This is a genomic window from Streptomyces sp. NPDC055400 (genome assembly GCF_053644375.1).
Genome location: NZ_JBSHLM010000012.1, coordinates 302663 through 320956 on the forward strand (window position 1 = coordinate 302663; position 18294 = coordinate 320956).

General features: G+C 72.2%; 18 protein-coding genes. 11 read left to right on the forward strand and 7 right to left on the reverse strand.

Annotated elements, in window-relative coordinates; translation table 11 throughout:
- Nucleotides 1-5: 5 nt before the first annotated feature.
- From ACWIGU_RS29995 to ACWIGU_RS30005, 3 genes are read left to right on the forward strand one after another with little or no spacing between them, the layout of a single operon-like run.
- The gene (locus ACWIGU_RS29995; protein WP_454404819.1) at nt 6-1019 is read left to right on the forward strand and encodes an aldo/keto reductase; all 1014 of its coding nucleotides are present in this window, start codon (nt 6-8) and stop codon (nt 1017-1019) included.
- The gene (locus ACWIGU_RS30000; RefSeq protein ID WP_100592968.1) at nt 1016-1327 is read left to right on the forward strand and encodes an L-rhamnose mutarotase; all 312 of its coding nucleotides are present in this window, start codon (nt 1016-1018) and stop codon (nt 1325-1327) included. Before ACWIGU_RS29995 ends, ACWIGU_RS30000 begins: the two co-directional genes overlap by 4 nt.
- Nucleotides 1327-2172, forward strand: coding sequence for an amidohydrolase family protein (locus tag ACWIGU_RS30005; RefSeq protein ID WP_454404820.1), 846 nt, complete (start codon nt 1327-1329; stop codon nt 2170-2172). Before ACWIGU_RS30000 ends, ACWIGU_RS30005 begins: the two co-directional genes overlap by 1 nt.
- A 12-nt stretch (nt 2173-2184) precedes the next feature.
- Here the strand turns inward: ACWIGU_RS30005 and ACWIGU_RS30010 are convergent, their stop codons facing one another.
- Nucleotides 2185-3615, reverse strand: coding sequence for a lipase maturation factor family protein (locus ACWIGU_RS30010; RefSeq protein WP_454404821.1), 1431 nt, complete (start codon nt 3613-3615; stop codon nt 2185-2187).
- A 119-nt stretch (nt 3616-3734) separates the two neighbouring features.
- Here ACWIGU_RS30010 and ACWIGU_RS30015 point away from each other — a divergent pair, with 119 nt between their 5' ends.
- From ACWIGU_RS30015 to ACWIGU_RS30025, 3 genes are all read left to right on the forward strand, one after another.
- Entirely contained in the window at nt 3735-4880 is a 1146-nt protein-coding gene (locus ACWIGU_RS30015) for a DUF6777 domain-containing protein (protein ID WP_454404822.1), read from the forward strand.
- A 98-nt stretch (nt 4881-4978) separates the two neighbouring features.
- Nucleotides 4979-7072 carry a SpoIIE family protein phosphatase gene (locus ACWIGU_RS30020; protein ID WP_454404823.1) on the forward strand — a complete coding sequence of 698 codons (2094 nt, stop codon included), beginning with the start codon at nt 4979-4981 and terminating at the stop codon, nt 7070-7072.
- A gap of 58 nt (nt 7073-7130) precedes the next feature.
- Nucleotides 7131-7991: an Fpg/Nei family DNA glycosylase gene (locus tag ACWIGU_RS30025; protein WP_454404824.1), complete on the forward strand. Its 861-nt coding sequence runs from the start codon at nt 7131-7133 to the stop codon at nt 7989-7991.
- Nucleotides 7992-8040: 49 nt separating this feature from the next.
- Here ACWIGU_RS30025 and ACWIGU_RS30030 read toward each other — a convergent pair whose 3' ends face one another.
- A complete protein-coding gene (locus tag ACWIGU_RS30030; protein WP_454404825.1) occupies nt 8041-8691 on the reverse strand; it encodes a zf-HC2 domain-containing protein in 651 nt (216 codons plus the stop codon).
- Between the two features lie 139 nt (nt 8692-8830).
- Between ACWIGU_RS30030 and ACWIGU_RS30035 the strand changes: the two genes are divergently transcribed.
- The 4 genes from ACWIGU_RS30035 to ACWIGU_RS30050 all read left to right on the forward strand — a co-directional run bounded on the left by ACWIGU_RS30035 (nt 8831) and on the right by ACWIGU_RS30050 (nt 12770).
- A complete protein-coding gene (locus ACWIGU_RS30035; RefSeq protein ID WP_454404826.1) occupies nt 8831-9580 on the forward strand; it encodes a LytR/AlgR family response regulator transcription factor in 750 nt (249 codons plus the stop codon).
- 114 nt (nt 9581-9694) lie between these two features.
- Nucleotides 9695-10042, forward strand: coding sequence for a hypothetical protein (locus tag ACWIGU_RS30040; RefSeq protein WP_454404869.1), 348 nt, complete (start codon nt 9695-9697; stop codon nt 10040-10042).
- Nucleotides 10039-11574 carry a sodium/solute symporter gene (locus ACWIGU_RS30045; RefSeq protein ID WP_454404827.1) on the forward strand — a complete coding sequence of 512 codons (1536 nt, stop codon included), beginning with the start codon at nt 10039-10041 and terminating at the stop codon, nt 11572-11574. The genes ACWIGU_RS30040 and ACWIGU_RS30045 overlap by 4 nt, the downstream gene beginning before the upstream one ends.
- Complete coding sequence (locus tag ACWIGU_RS30050) at nt 11571-12770, forward strand: sensor histidine kinase (protein WP_454404828.1); 1200 nt, start codon at nt 11571-11573, stop codon at nt 12768-12770. Before ACWIGU_RS30045 ends, ACWIGU_RS30050 begins: the two co-directional genes overlap by 4 nt.
- A 37-nt stretch (nt 12771-12807) precedes the next feature.
- On the opposite strand, the gene ACWIGU_RS30055 is transcribed toward ACWIGU_RS30050, so the two are convergent.
- Nucleotides 12808-13326 carry a hypothetical protein gene (locus ACWIGU_RS30055; RefSeq protein WP_454404829.1) on the reverse strand — a complete coding sequence of 173 codons (519 nt, stop codon included), beginning with the start codon at nt 13324-13326 and terminating at the stop codon, nt 12808-12810.
- Between the two features lie 145 nt (nt 13327-13471).
- Nucleotides 13472-14026: a sigma-70 family RNA polymerase sigma factor gene (locus ACWIGU_RS30060; RefSeq protein ID WP_454404830.1), complete on the reverse strand. Its 555-nt coding sequence runs from the start codon at nt 14024-14026 to the stop codon at nt 13472-13474.
- Nucleotides 14027-14252: 226 nt separating this feature from the next.
- On the opposite strand from ACWIGU_RS30060, the gene ACWIGU_RS30065 reads away from it, so the two are divergent.
- The gene (locus ACWIGU_RS30065) at nt 14253-15518 is read left to right on the forward strand and encodes a CapA family protein (RefSeq protein WP_454404831.1); all 1266 of its coding nucleotides are present in this window, start codon (nt 14253-14255) and stop codon (nt 15516-15518) included.
- A 3-nt stretch (nt 15519-15521) separates the two neighbouring features.
- Here the strand turns inward: ACWIGU_RS30065 and ACWIGU_RS30070 are convergent, their stop codons facing one another.
- The 3 genes from ACWIGU_RS30070 to ACWIGU_RS30080 form a co-directional block, all read right to left on the reverse strand.
- The gene (locus tag ACWIGU_RS30070) at nt 15522-16961 is read right to left on the reverse strand and encodes an amino acid permease (protein ID WP_454404832.1); all 1440 of its coding nucleotides are present in this window, start codon (nt 16959-16961) and stop codon (nt 15522-15524) included.
- Between the two features lie 110 nt (nt 16962-17071).
- Nucleotides 17072-17533, reverse strand: coding sequence for a universal stress protein (locus tag ACWIGU_RS30075; RefSeq protein WP_454404833.1), 462 nt, complete (start codon nt 17531-17533; stop codon nt 17072-17074).
- Nucleotides 17534-17633: 100 nt separating this feature from the next.
- The gene (locus ACWIGU_RS30080; protein ID WP_454404834.1) at nt 17634-18287 is read right to left on the reverse strand and encodes a class F sortase; all 654 of its coding nucleotides are present in this window, start codon (nt 18285-18287) and stop codon (nt 17634-17636) included.
- Nucleotides 18288-18294: the final 7 nt, after the last annotated feature.

Below are 18294 nucleotides of genomic sequence, written 5' to 3' on the forward strand. Positions count from 1 at the left end.
GCGCCATGCGCACCCGCACCCTGGGCCGCAGCGGCGTCGAGGTCACCGAGCTGTCCTTCGGCGCCGCCGGCATCGGCAACCTGTACACGCCCGTCACCGACGAGGAGGCCAGGGCCGCGGTCGACGCGGCCTGGGACGCGGGCATCCGCTACTTCGACACGGCCCCGCACTACGGCATCGGCCTGTCCGAGCGGCGCCTCGGCGAGGCGCTCGCGGCCCGGGACCGGTCCGCGTACACCGTCTCCACCAAGGCGGGACGCCTCCTCGTACCGGCCGGGGAGAGCGCGGGCGACGACCTGGAGCACGGGTTCGCCGTGCCGGCCACACACCGCCGGGTCCGGGACTTCAGTGCGGACGGGGTGCGCCGCTCCCTGGAGGACAGCCTGACGCGGCTCGGCCTCGACCGCGTCGACCTCGTCTATCTGCACGACCCGGACGACCACGGTGAGCAGGCGTTCCGCGAGGGCTACCCGGCGCTTGAGCGGCTGCGTGCCGAGGGTGTCGTCGGGGCGATCGGCGCCGGCATGAACCAGGCCGCCATGCTCACCCGGTTCGTCCGCGACACCGATGTGGACGCCGTCCTGTGCGCGGGCCGCTACACCCTCCTCGACCAGGGGGCGCTGGCGGAGCTGCTGCCCGAGGCGCAGGCGCGCGGCACGGCGGTCGTCGTCGGCGGAGTGTTCAACTCCGGCCTGCTCGCCGACCCGCGGCCCGGCGCGACGTACGACTACGCGACGGCGCCCCGCGAAGTCCTCGACCGCGCCTACCGGTTGAAGGACCTGGCGCAGCGGCACCGCATCACCCTCCGGGCGGCCGCGCTCGCCTTCCCGCTCGGCCATCCGGCGGTGGCGAGCGTCCTGGTCGGCACGCGCTCGCCGCACGAAGTCCTGGACGCCGCCGAGCAGTCCGCCGTGGATGTACCGGCCGCGTTCTGGAAGGACGCCCGCACCGCAGGGCTCCTTGCCGGCGACGTCCCCGTCCCGGCCCCCGCCCCCGTACCCGGAGAGGAGCAGGCGTGAGAATCGCCCTGCACACCAAGGTCCGCGCCGACCGCGTCGACGCGTACGAGGCCGCGCACCGCGAGGTCCCGGCCGAACTCCGGAAGGCCATCCGCGCGGCCGGTGCCACGTCCTGGACCATCTGGCGCAGCGGGACCGACCTGTTCCACGTCCTGGAGTGCGAGGACTACGCCCGCATGCTCGCCGAGCTGGACAAGCTCCCGGTGAACATCGCCTGGCAGGCCCGTATGGCCGAGCTCCTCGACGTCGTCCACGACTACTCGGCCGACGGCGCGGACGCGGGCCTGCCCGTCGTCTGGGAGCTGTGATGCCCGCCGTCGTCGACGCGCACCACCACGTCTGGGACCTCTCCGTGCGCGACCAGGACTGGATCACCGGCAGGCAACTCGCCCCGATCCGGCGGAACTTCACGCTGGACGACCTGGCACCCCTCGCGCGCAAGTCCAACGTCACGGCCACCGTCCTCGTGCAGACCGTCAGCGTCGAGGAGGAGACCCCGGAGTTCCTCGCCCTGGCCCACGACAGCGAGCTCGTGGCCGCAGTGGTCGGCTGGGCCGACCTCACACGCCCCGACATCGCCGACACCCTGGCCCGTCTCGTCGAACTCCCCGGCGGGCGTCACCTGAAGGGCATCCGCCACCAGGTCCAGGGGGAGCCCGACCCCGAGTGGCTGCTGCGGCCCGACGTGCGCCGCGGCCTCGCGGCCGTCGCCGACGCCGGTCTGGTCTACGACCTCGTGGTCCTGCCCCACCAGCTCCCCGCCTGCGCTGCGGCCGCCGCCGGTCTGCCCGGCCTCACCTTCGTCCTCGACCACTGCGGCAAGCCGCTCATCGCGTCGGGCGCCGCCGAGCCTTGGACGGGCGACGTGCGGGCGCTCGCGGCCCTGCCCAACACGGTCTGCAAGCTCTCCGGCCTGGTCACCGAGGCCGACTGGGCGTCCTGGACGCCGGGGGCGCTGCGGCCGTACGCCGACACGGTCCTGGAGGCGTTCGGTCCCGACCGCCTGATGTTCGGATCGGACTGGCCGGTCTGCACCCTGGCGGCGACGTACGGGCAAGTCATGGAAGTGGCACAGGAGTTGACCGGATCGCTGACCGCTCCTGAGCGCGACGCGGTCTTCGGCGGCACGGCGACCCGCGTCTACGGGCTCTGACTCCGGGGTCTTCTACCGGCTCCGGCTCCGGGGGGTGGCGAGCCGCGTCGGACGCAGGAACTCGCGTACGTACGTGCGCTCCCAGCAGGCGCCCGTGGCTCGCAGCTCGCGCCACGTGGTGTAGCGGTAGCGGTAGAGGCGGGCCCGGACGTACGTGGGCGGGCCGTCGGCGGGGAACGGGGAGTGGCGCAGCAGCCGCAGTGTGTCGCGGTCACCGGTCAGGAGCCGCTCCACCAGACCTCCGAACCAGGACTCCGCGTACAGGGGAGAGAGCGCCGCGAACCACATCAGCCAGTCGAGCCGCAGATGGTAGGGCGCGAACTGGCGTGGCCAGCGCCCAGGATCGCCCGGCTTGCCCCTGAACTCGTAGACCAGCCAAGGGGATTCCTCGCGCGGCACCGGGTCGGCCGTGCCCTCGATGACGATCTCGTGCCGGATGCGCCCCACGCTGCCGAAGGCGCCGTACGCGTTGACGAGGTGCAGGGAGTCGTAGGTGCGGTTCATGGACTGGCGCCGGGACAGGAGGTTGCGCGCCGGGTGGTAGCTCAGCGCGACGACGAGCGCGGTGAGGGCGATGACCACGCACTCGTACCAGAGCGGGGCGGCGGCCGGGTGCGGCGGCTCGCGCAGGAGGGAGAAGTCCACGGCCGTCACGGCGAGCAGGATCGTCAGCCAGTTCAGCCAGGAGAAGTTGCCCGACAGGACCAGCCACAGCTGGGTGAGGATCATCAGGCAGGCCGCGGCCGTCGCGATCGGCTGCGGGGTGAACAGGAGGACCGGAACGACGAGTTGGGTCACGTGGTTGGCGCCGGCCTCGACGCGGTGCAGGGGGCGCGGGAGCCGGTGGAAGAACCAGCTCAGCGGGCCCGGCATCGGCTGTGTCTCATGGTGGTAGTAGAGGCACGTCAGCTTCCGCCAGCACTCGTCCCCGCGCACCTTGATCAGCCCCGCGCCGAACTCGACGCGGAAGAGCACCCACCGCAGGAGCAGCAGGACGAGCAGTGGCGGCGCCACGCGTTCGTTGCCGAGGAAGACGGCGAGGAAGCCCACCTCCAGCAGCAGCGACTCCCAGCCGAACGCGTACCAGGTCTGCCCGACGTTCACGATCGACAGATAGAGCACCCACGGCACGACCCACAGCGCCATCGCTCCCCACAGCGGCACCAGGTCGGCCAGTCCCGCGGCGAGCGCGGCCGACACCGCGGCCCCGCCCCAGGCGACGCCCGCGAAGAACCGGTCCGAGTAGTACGCCCTGAACAGCGTCGGCGCCTGCCGCCACGGCACCCGCTCCAGGTAGCGCGGAACCGGCAGCATCCCGCGCTCGCCGATCAGCGCCCGGAACTGCAGCGCCGCCCCCACGAAGGCCACGAGATACAGCGCCGCCAGACCGCGCTGGAAGATCAGGCGGCCGAGCCAGTACCCGGGCGAGCTGAACCACTCCACCTCTCCAGTGTGACGGAGAGTGAGGGCAACGCGCGTGCGGGAGCGCACTGCGCTTGCGAGATGCCCGATTCCGCCGCAAACAATGGGGCAAAGTGCCCATATGCAGGCGGGAGAACACGGTGCGCTCACCCACCAGGACCCTTGTCGCTGCCTTCGCGATATCCGCCGCACTCCTGGTCGCCGGATGTTCCGGGGACAGCGGCAACGACGCGTCGGCCGACAAGGGGGAGCTGTTCCTCCAGCCCGTGGCTCAGGTGGGCCCGGACCCGTTCACCGACTCCACCGCCACCGCCACCGAGACTCCCGCCCCTGTCACCCGAACGCCGCAGCCGCCGTCACCGAGCGGCACCGCGACCGCGACCACGCAGGGCATGCGTCCCGTCGACGGTGCGACCCCCGGCCTCTACGGCGGCACCCAGTCCGCCGGAAGCTGCGACGTCGAGAAGCAGGTCGCCTTCCTCGCCTCGGACCAGACCAAGGAACGCGCCTTCGCCGACGCGGCGGGCATCTCCGCGACCTCCGTCCCCAGCTTCCTGCGCGGCCTCACCCCCGTCGTACTGCGCGCCGACACCCGCGTCACCAACCACGGCTACCGCTCCGGAGAGGCCACGAGCTACCAGTCCGTGCTCCAGGCCGGCACCGCCGTACTCGTCGACGACCGCGGGCTGCCCCGGGTGCGGTGCGCGTGCGGCAACCCGCTGGCGCCGCCCGTAGCGTTCACGGAAACGCCGAACACCCAGGGACAGGAGTGGTCGGGCTACCAGCCGACCCAGGTCGTGGTCGTCACGCCGGCACCGAAAGTCATCACGAACATCGTCATCGTGAACATCACCGACAACACGTGGATCGAGCGGAAGGTCGGTGACGACGGACAGCACGACAAGCGCGTGCCGCCGCCCCCGATGCCGAAGCCCAACCCCTCCGACAGCTCCGAGTCGCCCCCGCCGTCGTCCACGTCACCGAGCTCGAGCAGCAGCTCCAGCAGCAGCCCGTCGGAGTCGTCCAGCAGCGCCAGCCCGCCGTCGTCGCAGCCGCCCTCCTCGGACGAGTCGGCGCCGCCCTCCTCCGACGAGTCGGCACCGGCCTCGGAGCCCGCCGGCCCGCAGACCAGCGCACCCGGCGACACAGACACCCCGCCGGACTCGCCGCCCGGCGACGGCTCCAGCGACCTCGGCCCGGACACCGTCCCCGACAGCCCCGACCAGCCCGACGGCAACGGCCTCATCCCCGGCGAGCCGTCCGCCGAGACCGTCTTCTCCAGCTGACGCGGCCCGGCCCGGCGCGCCTCGTGGCGCGCACGGGGCCATGCGGAGCACACCGCGCCCCGCATGCGAGTGATTCGCCGTGCGCCTAGCGTGGCCCCATGGAAGCCGGTACGGGGGGCGGGGAGCCGAACGAGTGCACCCACTGCGGCAGGGCGGCAGACGGTGCGGCCTGCTGTTTCCTCGCCGAGTTCGGGGACCACCTGGGCATCGGCAGCTTCGACTGGGACCTCGGCACCGGCCTGATGCACATGGACGCCAAGGCCCACGAGATCTACGACATACGCCCCGACGAATACGACGGGCGCCCCGAGACCCTCGGCATCCGCGTTCCCCCGACCGAGGCCACCCGGCTCGACGGCATCGTCGCCACGGCCCTGAAGGACGGCAGCGAGAACTACGGCGCCTACTTCCGCGTCAAACGCCGCGACGGCAGGATGTGCTGGACCCACACCCAGGGCTACGTCAGGCGGGACGACACCGGCCGCCCGCGCCGCATCGTCGGCCTCGTCCGCGACGCCACCCAGGAACTCAGCGACAGCACGGCCCGGCGGGAACAGGACGCCATGCGCCGCCGCCAGACCAGCGTCGTCCAGGGCACCACCGCCGCACTCGCCCACGCGCGCACCGTCCAGGACGTCATCGACGTGCTCAAGGACAGCCACGGCCTCCAGCACCTCGGCGCGACCAGCCTCGTCATGGGCCTCGTCCGGGCCGGCCGCATCCACCTCGTCGCCGAAGGCCCCGAGGGCAGCTTCGTGCCCGGCACCAAGGTCACGCGGATCGACGAGCCGTACCCCATGGGCGATGTCGTGCGCACCCTCGCGCCCCGCTTCATCGTGTCCCCCGACGACTTCGCCCGGTCCTACCCGCTGCTGTGGCCGCACATCACCCAGCTGGAGATCACGGCCGCCGCCTACCTGCCGCTCATCGCCCAGGCCCGGCCCATCGGCGCGCTCGGCCTGCTCTACAACGACAAACGCGGCTTCACCGAGGAGGAGCGCAACGTCCTCGTCGCCCTCGGCAGCAGCATCGCCCAGAGCCTCCAGCGCGCGATGTTCTACGAGCAGGAGAAGGACCTCGCCCAGGGCCTCCAGCAGGCCATGCTGCCCCGCACCATCCCCGCCGTGTCCGGCGCCGACATCGCCGTCCGTTACCGCTCGGCCTCCCTCGGCCGCGACATCGGAGGCGACTGGTACGACGTGATTCCGCTGCCCGGCGGACGCGTCGGCGCCGTCATCGGCGACGTCCAGGGACACGACACCCACGCCGCCGCCGTCATGGGACAGCTGCGCATCGTGCTGCGCGCGTACGCCGCCGAGGGGCACACGCCCGCCACCGTCATGGCCCGCGCCTCCGTCTTCCTCCACGAACTCGACACGGAGCGGTTCGCGACCTGCCTGTACGCGGAGGCCGACCTGTCGACCGGGGTCGTCCAGCTCGTGCGGGCCGGGCATCTGGACCCGCTGCTGCGCCTCATGGACGGGACCTGCCGCAGACTGCAAGTCGACGGGGGCCTGCCGCTGGGCCTGTCCGCCGAGTTCGGGCAGCTCGAATACCCGGTCGGGACCATCGAACTCGACCCGGGCCAGACCTTGATCCTGTGCACCGACGGCCTCGTCGAGCAGCCCGGAACCGACCTCGACGACGGACTCCAGGCGCTCACGGCCCTCGTCGGCACCGGCCCCGACGACCTCGGCGACCTCGGCGACCTGCTGTGCGAGAGCGTCGACGACCGCGGCGGTGACGACGATGTCGCCCTGCTCCTGCTGCGCCGCCGCGGCATCGGCGCCCCCCAGTCGGGCGGCCGGCTCCAGCAGCATGTCGCGCCGAACGACCCCGAGGCCCTGAGAGAGGCCCGGCACATGATCAGGGCCGCCGTCCGGGCCTGGGGCTCGGGCGGGCGCGCGGACGAGATCGAGCTCGTCGCCGACGAGATGATCACCAACGCGCTGATGCACACCGACGGCCCCGCGGTCGTCACCCTCCGCGTGATCACCGCGTCCGACCGCAGGCTGCGCGTGGAGGTCGAGGACACCTCCAGCGCGCTGCCGCGCCGGCGCGAGGCGGGCGAGGACGGCGTCTCGGGGCGCGGCCTGCTCCTCGTGGACCGGCTCGCGGACGTGTGGGGCGTGGAGGCGCGGGGGAGCGGCAAGTGCGTGTGGTGCGAGTTCGTGGTGCCGGCCCGCGACTGACCGGGGCCGTGGCGACGGCTCACATGGCGGTGTCAGTGACCGGTGGCACTCTGGACCCATGCCGGAACTTCCCGAGGTCGAATCGCTGACGGACTTCCTCACCGAGCATCTGGTGGGGCACGAGATCGTCCGCGTCCTGCCCGTCGCCGTGAGCGTCCTCAAGACGTACGACCCGCCGCCCGCCGCCCTGGAGGGCCGCACGGTCACGGGCGTGACGCGGCACGGCAAGTTCCTCGACCTCGACGCGGACGGACTTCACCTCGTCACGCACCTCGCCCGCGCGGGCTGGCTCCACTGGAAGGACCGGCTCCCCGACGGCCCGCCCCGCCCCGGCAAAGGACCGCTCGCCCTGCGCGTCGCCCTGGAGGACGGCGAGGGCTTCGACCTCACCGAGGCGGGCACCCAGAAGAGCCTCGCCGTGTACGTCGTCCACGACCCGGCCGATGTTCCCGGCATCGCGAGACTCGGCCCCGACCCGCTCGCCAACGGCTTCGACGAGGCACGCTTCGCCGCACTTTTGGACGGCGAGCGGCGGCAGATCAAGGGGGCGCTGCGCGACCAGAGCCTCATCGCGGGCATCGGGAACGCGTACAGCGACGAGATCCTGCACGCCGCGAAGATGTCCCCGTTCAAACTCGCGTCGAGCCTGACCGCCGACGACGTGTCCGTCCTGTACAAGGCCCTGCGCGACACGCTGACCGAGGCCGTCGAGCGCTCGCGGGGCGTCGCGGCCGGGCGGCTCAAGGCCGAGAAGAAGAGCGGGCTGCGGGTGCACGGCAGGGCGGGGGAGAAGTGCCCGGTGTGCGGCGACACCATCCGTGAGGTGTCCTTCCACGACTCGTCGCTCCAGTACTGCCCGACCTGCCAGACGGGCGGCAAGCCGCTCGCGGACCGCAGGATGTCGAAGCTCCTGAAGTGAGGGCCGTGCCGGCGTGCGCCGCCCGAAGCCGCCTGCCAGGAAGGGGGGTTCACCGCATCGGGATGGTCACCAGGCGTGCCCCGTCCGTGGTCCGCACCTCGAAGCGGGCGATCTCCTGAGGGCGGAGCGCCACCGCGCTCTGCGTCGTGGTCGCCCCTGCGTCGTGGGCCCGCACGGCCCAGCTCGTCACCGTCCGCCGCGCACCGTCCTTGCCGACGACCACCAGCTCGCACACCCGTGGGCCGTGCGCGTCGCGGACCTCGAGCCCCACCCCGGTGCCCCACGCGTGGCCGGACGCCGTCACCGAGGCCGACACCCCGGTCCCCGCGTCCCGCGCGTCCAGGCGCACGGCGCCGTCGCCGGCCCCGCCCAGGACCACCACACCCGGCCCCGCCACGGCGAGCACGACCGCCGCCGCCATCGCGCACAGCCACCGCCTCCGGCCCGCCCGGCGCACCCGCTCCATCCGCGAGACCAGCCCGTCCAGGAGCACGGGACCTGCCTCGGCCACCGTCTCCACGGCCGGCGGCGTGGCCCGCGCGTACAGCGCCAGGGCCGCCGTCGTGGACCCGAGCTCCCCGACCCGCGCCACGCACCCGGGGCACTGCCCGAGATGGTCCTCGAAGCGGAACCGGTCCGCCTCGTCGAGAACGCCCAGCGCGTAGGCGCCGGCGTCGCGATGCCGATCCAGGGACCTCATGCCGTTCCTCGCGTCGTACGTGTCTGACCTCTGACCGGACGGTGTGTGCCGCTCGCCCTTCCGTACGCAACCGGCCGCCGAATCACTCAAGTCCCACCAGGATTGGCCACCACGGGGCAACCACCTACACTCCAGCCGCATGCTGCGCGTACTGGCCGTCGACGACGAGGAACCCGCACTCGCCGAGCTTCTCTACCTGTTGCGGGCCGACCCGCGGGTGCGCGCCGCCGAGGGCGCCACCGACGCGAACGAGGCGCTGCGCCGCATCGGCCGCGCCCTGGACGCGGGAGGCGACGACGCGAACGCCATCGACGTGCTCTTCCTCGACATCCAGATGGCCGGGCTCACGGGCCTCGACGTGGCCCGGCTCCTCGCCGGGTTCGCCAAGCCCCCGTTGATCGTCTTCGTCACTGCCCACGAGGACTTCGCCGTGCAGGCCTTCGACCTGAAGGCCGTCGACTACGTCCTCAAGCCCGTCCGCAGGGAACGCCTCGCGGAGGCCGTGCGGCGCGTCGCCGAGCAGGCCGCCGTCGCCCGGCCCGCCGTGGACCTCTCCGCCGACCGGATCCCCGTCGAACTGGGCGGCGTCACCCGCCTCGTGGCCGTCGCCGACATCACGTACGCCGAGGCCCAGGGCGACTACGCGCGCCTGCACACCGCCGACGCCAGCCACCTCGTGCGCATACCGCTGACCACCCTGGAGGAGCGCTGGCAGCCGCACGGGTTCGTCCGGATCCACCGCAGCCATCTCGTCGCCCTGCACCGCATCGACGAACTCCGTCTCGACGGCGGCGGCATGAGCGTGCGGATAGGCGACGCCGAACTCGCCGTGAGCCGTCGGCACGCGAGCCGCGTCCGCGAACTCCTGATGCGGCGCGCGGGCGGCTGACCGGAAACCGCGTGACCTGGGCCGATACCCGTCGGCCTCTTCCGCTCGGCCCGCACCCCCGCCTACACTCCGGCCGTGTCCGCCAGCGCTGAACCCGCACCCCGCCGCGAGGTCGTGACCGGCGAGCCGCGCGCGGCTCGCCGGCTGCCCGGCCACCCCACCCAGTGGGAGATCGACGAACAGACGACGCTGGGCGCGGCCTACGTCCGCTCCCTGATGCGCAGTCAACTCCGCACCGCACTCACCGCGTTCGCGGTCCTCGCGCTGCCCGTCGTGACCCTGCCGCTCTTCTTCGGCGCGCTGCGCAACACCACCGTCGTCTGGATCGTCCTCGGCTTCGGCTGCTACCCGGTCCTCGTCCTCATCGCCTGGTGGTACGTGCGCCGGGCCGAGCGCAACGAACGCGACTTCGCCCGCCTCGTGCACGGCCGGGCCGTCCGCGAACGTCACGGGGCGCCGTGAACGAGGCGTACGCGATACCCGCCGTGGCCGTGGTCGTCCTCGCCACGGTCCTCATCGGCGGCTTCGGCCTGCGCATCTCCCGCACCACCTCCGACTTCTACGTCGCCTCGCGCACGGTGGGCCCCGGCCTCAACGCCGCGGCGATCAGCGGGGAGTACCTCTCCGCCGCCTCCTTCCTCGGCGTCGCCGGACTGCTGCTCGTGCACGGCCCCGACATGCTCTGGTATCCCGTCGGCTACACCGCCGGATACCTCGTCCTGCTCGTGTTCGTCGCGGCCCCGCTGCGCCGCTCCGGCGCGTACACGCTGCCCGACTTCGCCGAGGGCCGCCTGGAGTCCCGCAGCGTCCGCAGGGTCGTCAGCATGCTCGTGGTCGGCGCGGGATGGCTCTACCTCGTGCCCCAACTCCAGGGCGCGGGGCTCACGTTGCAGATCCTCACGGGCGCGCCGCGCTGGTTCGGCGGGGCGCTCGTCGCCGCCGTCGTCGTCCTGGCGGTCGCCGCGGGCGGCATGCGCTCCATCACCTTCGTGCAGGCCTTCCAGTACTGGCTGAAGCTGACCGCGCTGCTCGTACCCGCGTTCTTCCTGGTCCTCGCCTGGCACGGCGACGGCGGCACCCCGCCCTCCGCCGACGGCGTGCTCTGGTCCGGCGCGGGCTCCGGGCAGCCACTCGCCACCAGCCGCGCGGACCACCCTCTGTACGCGACGTACGGCCTCATCGTCGCCACGTTCCTCGGCACGATGGGCCTGCCGCACGTCGTCGTCCGCTTCTACACCAGCCCGAACGGCCGCGCGGCCCGCCGCACCACGGTCGCCGTGCTCGCCCTCATCGGGCTCTTCTACGTCCTGCCGCCGGTCTACGGCTGGCTCGGCCGTCTGTACGCGCCCGAACTGAGCGCCACGCAGGACGCCGACGCGGCCGTCCTGCTCCTGCCGGGGCGGGCCATAGGCGGGCTCGGCGGTGACCTGCTCGGGGCGCTCGTGGCCGGTGGCGCCTTCGCCGCGTTCCTGTCGACCGCATCGGGCCTGACGATGGCCGTCGCCGGCGTGCTCAGCCAGGACGTCCTGCCGGCCCGCGGCGTACGGCACTTCCGCCTGGCGACCCTCCTCGCGATGACCGTGCCGCTGGGCGGGGCGCTCCTGGTCAGCGGGGTGCCGGTGGCGGACGCCGTCGGGATGGCGTTCGCGGTGTCGGCGTCCTCGTTCTGCCCGCTGCTCGTCCTCGGCATCTGGTGGCGGCGGCTGACCCCGCCCGGCGCGCGGGCGGGGCTGCTCCTCGGCGGCGGCTCCGCGCTCGTCGCGGTCACCCTGACCGTCGCCGGCGTCGCACAGGGCGGCTGGCTGCACACCCTGCTCGCCTGGCCCGCCGTGTGGTCGGTCCCGGTCGGCTTCCTGGCCATGATCCTCGTATCGCTGGCCACCCAGGACTCCGTACCGCCGCACACCAGCGCCACGATGACGCGGCTGCACCTGCCCGAGTCGCTCAGCACGGACGGGACGATCACCGCGGGCGAGCAGGGAGCCCGCCCGTGACCGCCACCGCCGTACTCCTCGCCCTGTGCCCGCTCCTCCTCGCGGGCGGCTTTGTCCTCGGCCGTCGCACGGCGCACCCAGGGGGCCGCAGCGACGTCGGTACGCCCGTGGAGCGGGCCACCTTCGACACGCTGCACACCGCCTCGCTCGCCGCGCCGCCACTGCGGGCCGGGCTCACCGAGGAGTCGGCTCGCAGGTCGGCCCGCAGGCTGCGCACGCTGCTCGGCACCGACGCGCTCTGCCTCACCAACCGCACCGCCGTCCTCGCCTGGGACGGCGCGGGGGACCAGCACGGCAAACAGGTCATGGGGCATCTCGAAGGGCTGCTCGCCACCGGGCGCAGCGCCGCGTTCGGCTGCGGATGCGCCGCCGTCGACTGCCCGCTGCGCTGGGCCGTGGCCGCCCCGATCGTCACCGACGGGCGCGTGCTCGGCGCCCTCGTCGCCTACGCGCCCCGCGAGTCGGCCGTCCTCGCCCGCGCTGCCGACGAGGTGGCCCGCTGGATCTCCGTACAGCTGGAGCTGGCCGAACTCGACCGCTCCCGCACCCGCCTCATCGAGGCCGAGATCAAGGCGCTGCGCGCGCAGATCTCGCCGCACTTCATTTTCAACTCACTGGCCGCCATCGCCTCGTTCGTCCGCACGGACCCCGAGCGGGCCCGCGAACTCCTCCTGGAATTCGCCGACTTCACCCGCTACTCGTTCCGCCGCCACGGCGACTTCACCACGCTCGCCGACGAACTGCACTCCATCGACCAGTATCTGGCCCTGGTCCGGGCCCGGTTCGGCGACCGGCTCTCGGTCACGCTCCAGATCGCGCCCGAGGTGCTGCCGGTGGCGCTGCCCTTCCTGTGCCTCCAGCCCCTCGTCGAGAACGCCGTGAAGCACGGCCTGGAGGGCGCCGTCACCGGCAGCCGCATCACGATCGGCGCCCGGGACGCGGGCGCGGAGGCGGAGGTCGTCATCGAGGACGACGGGGTCGGCATGGACCCGGGAGAGCTGCGCGCGATCCTGCGCGGCGAGGGCGGCACCTCGACCGGGATCGGCCTCTCGAACGTCGACGAGCGGCTCAGGCAGGTGTTCGGCGACGACTACGGCCTCGTCATCGAGACCGGCACCGGAGCGGGCATGAAGATCACCGTGCGGATCCCCAAGTACCGCGCGGGCGTGCACTCTTCGGGCGTCGAGGTCGAATAGCGGGACTGCAGGGGCCCTGCGAAGGGGCCGAGGGGCCTCAGAACAGATGGATCGCCAGATGGCCGAGCGGCAGCCCCAGTTGCCACGCCGGTGTCCACACCTTCGGCCCGTCGTCGTCCTCGTCGGGCAGCGGCCCGCGGCCCGGCACGGAGTCCAGGTCCGGCGCGAGCAGCTCCGTCTCCTCCAGCCATCGCCAGGCCGCCTCGGCCAGTTCGAGGTCCGGCGAAGGTCTGTTCTCATCGAGCGCCTGCGCGGCAAGGCGGCCCATGTGCTCCCGCACCCAGTACTGCCACGGCTGGTCGTACGCCGTCAGCGACAGCCAGGTCTCCAGCTGGGACACGACCCGGATGCCGGACAGCTCGCCGTCCGTGTCCGACAGGAAGATCGTCAGTGCGAGTGCGTCGCGCCCGGCCCGGAACTCGAAGGACGTGGGCGGCATCAGATCACCGGTGCGCAGCAGCTCATCGGCGATGTATTCGGCGTACAACCACGCCATCGGCACCGTCAGTTCGCCGCCGCCGGCGCCCGATGTGCCTTCCTTGCTCCCGTGCAACATCCCTTCCTGCCTTCCTCCGGTCCGTGCGCTGTGCCGGCCCCCGGGCCCTCGCGCCCGACCGGGCGGGGGAGGACAGCCGATTACTCAATCGAGGACCGGGGCACCGGGCAAGGCGCTTTACGGAGGCTTGACCTGCCGTCCGGTTTCAACGCGGGCCGGCCGTGTTCGCCTCATAGCCCGGGAGCACCCTGCGCAGTGCGCGCAGCGCGTAGTACGCACGGGACTTCACGGTACCGGGCGGGATGCCGAGCGCCGCGGCGGCCTCGGCCACGGAGGCGCCACGGAAGTACACCTGGAGGAGCACCGCCCGGTGCTCCGGGCTGAGCGTCGCCACGGCCTCCCGCACATCGAGCGCGGCCGCCGAGCGCTCCGCGTGGTCGGCGCAGACCCGCGCGCTCTCCAGGACCGTGCCGCCGATCTCCGGGGGGCGGGCGAGCCGCGCGCGCCGGGCGTCTATGGCGAGCCTGCGGCCGACGGTGAACAGCCAGGGCCGCACGGACTCGTAGTCGGCGCGCAGCGCCTCCGGATGCTGCCAGGCGCGGACGAACGTCTCCTGGACCAGGTCTTCCGCCCGCTGCCGGTCGCCGTCGCACAGCCGCAGGAGGAAGGAGAGAAGCGGCCTGCCGTGCTCGCGCTGGAGCTGGGCCAGCACATGGGCTGCCGTGCGGTCGGGTCCTTCGGTCTTCGTGGCGGTCGTCATGGCCGTATGGCAGCGCAGCGCGCCGCTCACGCCCAGAGCGCGGGCAGCGGTCTGCGACGGGCGGTCGATGCCGTCGGCAAGCGGTGCGGCGAACGGGGCCGACTGCGCCGGAACGTGACGCCGTTTTGGGGACTGCGGCGGTATGGAGCCTTGACTCAACCCGATGCCCGTACGTCTATGCGTATGTCGAAAATCACCTTATTCACCGAATCATGGAGTTGGGCCGATGACGCAACGCACACGGGCCACGAGCCGCACGGGACGCACCAGACACACGCCACGCGCGCGGCGCACGCGGCAGGGCGCGGCGGTCCTCGCTGCCGCCCTGATCGCCGCGGGCGCGGGCTGCGCCGCGCCCGCGGACAGCGCACATCGTCCGGCGACCCGGGGCAGCGGCACCCCGGCGCCCCACGGCAGCGACACCCCGGCGCCGTCGGCCGCGGGCGGCGCCACCGGCGGGCACCGCGGCTTCACGCTCGTCGCCTCCGGTGACGTACTGCCGCACGCCTCGATCATCAAGAAGGCGAAAATCGACGCGGGCGGCGACGGGTACGACTTCGCGCCGATGCTGTCCGGCGTGCAGCCGGCCGTCTCCAAGGCGGACCTGGCGATCTGTCACATGGAGACGGTCTACGGCACCGCGGGCCACTACACCGGCGACCCGAAGTTCAAGTCCCCACCCGAGGTCGCCAAAGGGCTGCGCGACACGGGCTACGACGCCTGCTCCACGGCCTCGGACCACGCCCTCGACGACGGCGCCCCCGGCATCGACCGCACCCTCGATGCCATGGACCGCGCGGGCATCCGCCACACGGGCTCGGCGCGAACCGCCGCCGAGGCCGGCAGCCCCACGTGGCTGCGCGCCGGTGACGCCAAGGTCGCCCACCTCGCGTACACGTACGACACCAACGGCGCCCCGATGCCCAAGGGGCGGCCGTGGGCCGTGAACACGATCGACCGTCAGAGGATCGTCGACGACGCGCGGGCGGCCCGGAAGGCGGGCGCCGACGTGGTGGTCCTCTCGCTGAACTGGGGCACCGAGTGGCAGGACGATCCGGACGAGACCCAGCTGCGGCTCGGCGACGAGCTCACCGCGTCCCGCACGGACGGCCGCCCCGACATCGACCTGATCCTCGGCACGCACGCGCACGTCCCGCAGGCGTACGAGAAGGTCAACGGCACCTGGGTGGTCTACGGCATGGGCGACCAGATCGCCGGCGAGATGTACAACTACGACGGCGCCCACGACCCGCGCGGCAACGAGGGCACCATCGGCCGCTTCACCTTCGCGCCGCCGGAGCGGGCCGGCGGGCGCTGGGAGGTGCGCAAGGCCGAGTTCCTCCCCCAGTGGTTCAACGTCGGCTCGGGCCGCGTCGTCAACGTCAACCAGGCCATCCACGACGGCCTCGGCCTGAACGACGTCCGCGACCGGATCAGTCAGGCCGTCCTCAGCCGCGGCGCGGCCGAGGACGGCCTGACCATGGGCAGGTAGCGGTCAGGACGTCGCCGACGGGTCCGTCTTCGCCAGCTCCGACCTCTTGTACGAGTAGCTGAAGTAGATGACGAGCCCGATGGCGAACCACACCGCGAACCGCACCCACGTCTGCCACTGCAGGAACGTGATCAGCCAGATCGAGAAGACGACGCCGAGCGCGGGCACCGCCGGCATGCCGGGCGTGCGGAACGTGCGGGGCAGGTCGGGCCGCTTGTAGCGCAACACGATCACCGCGATGCACACCACGACGAACGCCAGCAGGATGCCGATGTTGGTCAGCTCGGCCGCCTCCCCGATCGGCAGGAACCCGGCGATGACGGCCGACGCGCACCCGACGATCCACGTCACGCGCGTCGGCACGTGCCGGGTCGGATGGGTCTTCGCGAACCACTTGGGCAGCAGCCCGTCACGGCTCATCGAGAACCACACACGGGTGACGCCCAGCATGAAGGTGAACATCACCGTGAGGATGCCGATGATCGCGCCCACCGCGATGACATCCGCGAGACCGCTCAGGCCCACCGACTTGAACGCCGTCGAGAAGCCGCTCTCCGGGTCGATGTCCTTGTAGTTCTGCATCCCGGTCAGGACCAGGCAGGCCAGCACGTACAGGACCATCGAGATCGCGAGCGAGTAGAGGATCGCCTTGGGCATGTGGCGCTGTGCGTCCTTGGACTCCTCGGCCGCCGTCGACATGGCGTCGTACCCGAACACCGCGAAGAAGACGGTGGCCGCGCCCGTGAACGCGCCGCTGACGCCGAACGGGAAGAACGGCGAGTAGTTGCCCGTATTGATGTGGAAGAAGCCCACGGCGATGACGAGCAGCACCACGAGGACCTTCAGGACCACCACGACGGTCTCGAAGCGGGCCGCGTTCTTGATGCCGAGCGTCAGCAGATACGCGATGAGCAGGCACAGCAGCGCGGCGAACAGGTCGACCTTGTGGCCGTCGCCCGTGCCCGGCGCGCCCAGCATCCAGTGCGGCAGATCGAGGCCGACCTCGCCGAGCAGGAAGCCGAAGTAGCCGGAGATACCGATGGCCACGACCGCGACGATCGCCGTGTACTCCAGGAGCAGGTCCCAGCCGATGAACCAGCCGACCAGCTCGCCGAGGACGGCGTACCCGTACGTGTAGGCGGAGCCGGCCTTCGGGATCAGGCCGGCGAACTCCGCGTAGGACAGTGCGGCGCAGGCGCTCGCGACGCCCGCGATGAGGAACGAGACCAGGACCGCGGGCCCCGCCGTTCCGTTGGCGACCGTGCCCGCGAGGGTGAAGATGCCGGCGCCGATGATGCCGCCGACACCGATCGCGGTGAGCTGCCACAGGCCGAGGCTGCGGGTCAGCTGCTGCGTCGCTCCGCCCTCCGCCTCCTCGATGTGCTCGATGGGCTTGCGGCGCAGCACGCCCTCCCCCACCCGGAGTCTTCTGGGACCGGCCATGGGTTCCACCTCTTCGCGGACGGCAGTCGGCTGACGGTCGATCATGATGGCCCAGCCGTTGCAACTACGGAAGAAGGCACGCCTCACGGGGTGTGAGGGTTCGGGGGCGGTTACGGGACCACGGTGACGGGCCAGCGCCCTGCCTTCACCAGCCGGATCGCCACCGACCCGACGATGCGGTGTCCCGCCTGTTCGGACGCGCCGACGACCACGGCGTCCGCCTTCAGTTCGTCGGCGGCGGTGACCAGGCCGTTGTACGGGTCGCCGCGGAAGGTGTGGAACTCCCAGCGCACCTCGAATATGTCCTTCACCCGCTCCGCCGCCTCCCTGATCTCGGTGATCAGACCCTCGGCGATCTCGTCCGTGGTGTCGGCCACGGGGACGCCGAGCGCGGCGCCGGTGGCCATGACGGGCTGGACGTAGACGACGGCGAGGAGGGCGCGCTGGCGCCGCGCGAGGCCTCCGGCGTAGGACGCGGCGCGCAGCGACGAATCGGAGCCGTCCACCCCGACCACGATCACCTTGGGACCGTCCGTACCGCGTTCGAACTGGTGTGGCTGCTCTGCGTTCACAGCGGTGAGGCTAGCGGAAACCCCAGGTCCCGCGGGTGCTGGGGGCGACGCTTTCCGTACAGGCCCGCCGCGGGCGCCGCTGGTCCGTTCGCCCGCCGGGTCAGCGCACCTCGACCAGTCGGGCGAAGACGACGACATTCCCGTCGTAGCCGTTCTGCTGGGAGAAACCGCCACCGCACGTGATCACCCTCAGTTCGGGCGCTCCCTTACTGCCGTAGACGCGGGTACCCGGGAATTTCGCCTTCTCGAAGACCTCGATGCCGTAGATCTCGAACACGGCGGTCTTCTGGTCCTTGCGCACGACCTGGACGCGATTCCCCTTTTTGAGCGAGCCGAGGCCGTAGAAGACCGCGGGCCCCTGCTGGTTGTCGACATGGCCGACGATGACGGCGGTGCCCTTCTCGCCCGGAGTCACGCCACCGGTGAACCAGCCCGCGAGATTCGGGTCCTCGGGCGGCGGGGCGTCCACCCAGCCGTCCGCATCGACGCCTACGGGCACGACCGGGGCGTCCACCTGGATCGCCGGGATCTGCACCCGGTCCGCCACGGAGTACGGCAGCGGCTTCGGCGCCGCCTGGGACGGGGAGCTGGCATCCGCTGCCGCCGCCGACGCGGGCTGCGGGGGACCGATGTCGAATTCCCCCGATCCATTGCGGATCAGCGCGAGTCCGGTGAGCAGAACCAGCGCCATCACGCCCCACGGCGCGCGCTTCTTCTGCTGACCCTCCTCGTCGGCCGGCTGGGACGAAGGCATTCGTTCA

What these genes read in the sequence shown, in the direction of transcription:
- ACWIGU_RS30080 (WP_454404834.1), bottom strand. Translation starts at nt 18,287, where the DNA reads ATGCCTTCGTCCCAGCCGGCCGACGAGGAGGGTCAGCAGAAGAAGCGC.
- ACWIGU_RS30025 (WP_454404824.1), top strand. Translation starts at nt 7,131, where the DNA reads ATGCCGGAACTTCCCGAGGTCGAATCGCTGACGGACTTCCTCACCGAG.
- ACWIGU_RS29995 (WP_454404819.1), top strand. Translation starts at nt 6, where the DNA reads ATGCGCACCCGCACCCTGGGCCGCAGCGGCGTCGAGGTCACCGAGCTG.
- ACWIGU_RS30065 (WP_454404831.1), top strand. Translation starts at nt 14,253, where the DNA reads ATGACGCAACGCACACGGGCCACGAGCCGCACGGGACGCACCAGACAC.
- ACWIGU_RS30070 (WP_454404832.1), bottom strand. Translation starts at nt 16,961, where the DNA reads ATGGCCGGTCCCAGAAGACTCCGGGTGGGGGAGGGCGTGCTGCGCCGC.
- ACWIGU_RS30035 (WP_454404826.1), top strand. Translation starts at nt 8,831, where the DNA reads ATGCTGCGCGTACTGGCCGTCGACGACGAGGAACCCGCACTCGCCGAG.
- ACWIGU_RS30005 (WP_454404820.1), top strand. Translation starts at nt 1,327, where the DNA reads ATGCCCGCCGTCGTCGACGCGCACCACCACGTCTGGGACCTCTCCGTG.
- ACWIGU_RS30055 (WP_454404829.1), bottom strand. Translation starts at nt 13,326, where the DNA reads ATGTTGCACGGGAGCAAGGAAGGCACATCGGGCGCCGGCGGCGGCGAA.
- ACWIGU_RS30060 (WP_454404830.1), bottom strand. Translation starts at nt 14,026, where the DNA reads ATGACGACCGCCACGAAGACCGAAGGACCCGACCGCACGGCAGCCCAT.
- ACWIGU_RS30020 (WP_454404823.1), top strand. Translation starts at nt 4,979, where the DNA reads ATGGAAGCCGGTACGGGGGGCGGGGAGCCGAACGAGTGCACCCACTGC.
- ACWIGU_RS30030 (WP_454404825.1), bottom strand. Translation starts at nt 8,691, where the DNA reads ATGAGGTCCCTGGATCGGCATCGCGACGCCGGCGCCTACGCGCTGGGC.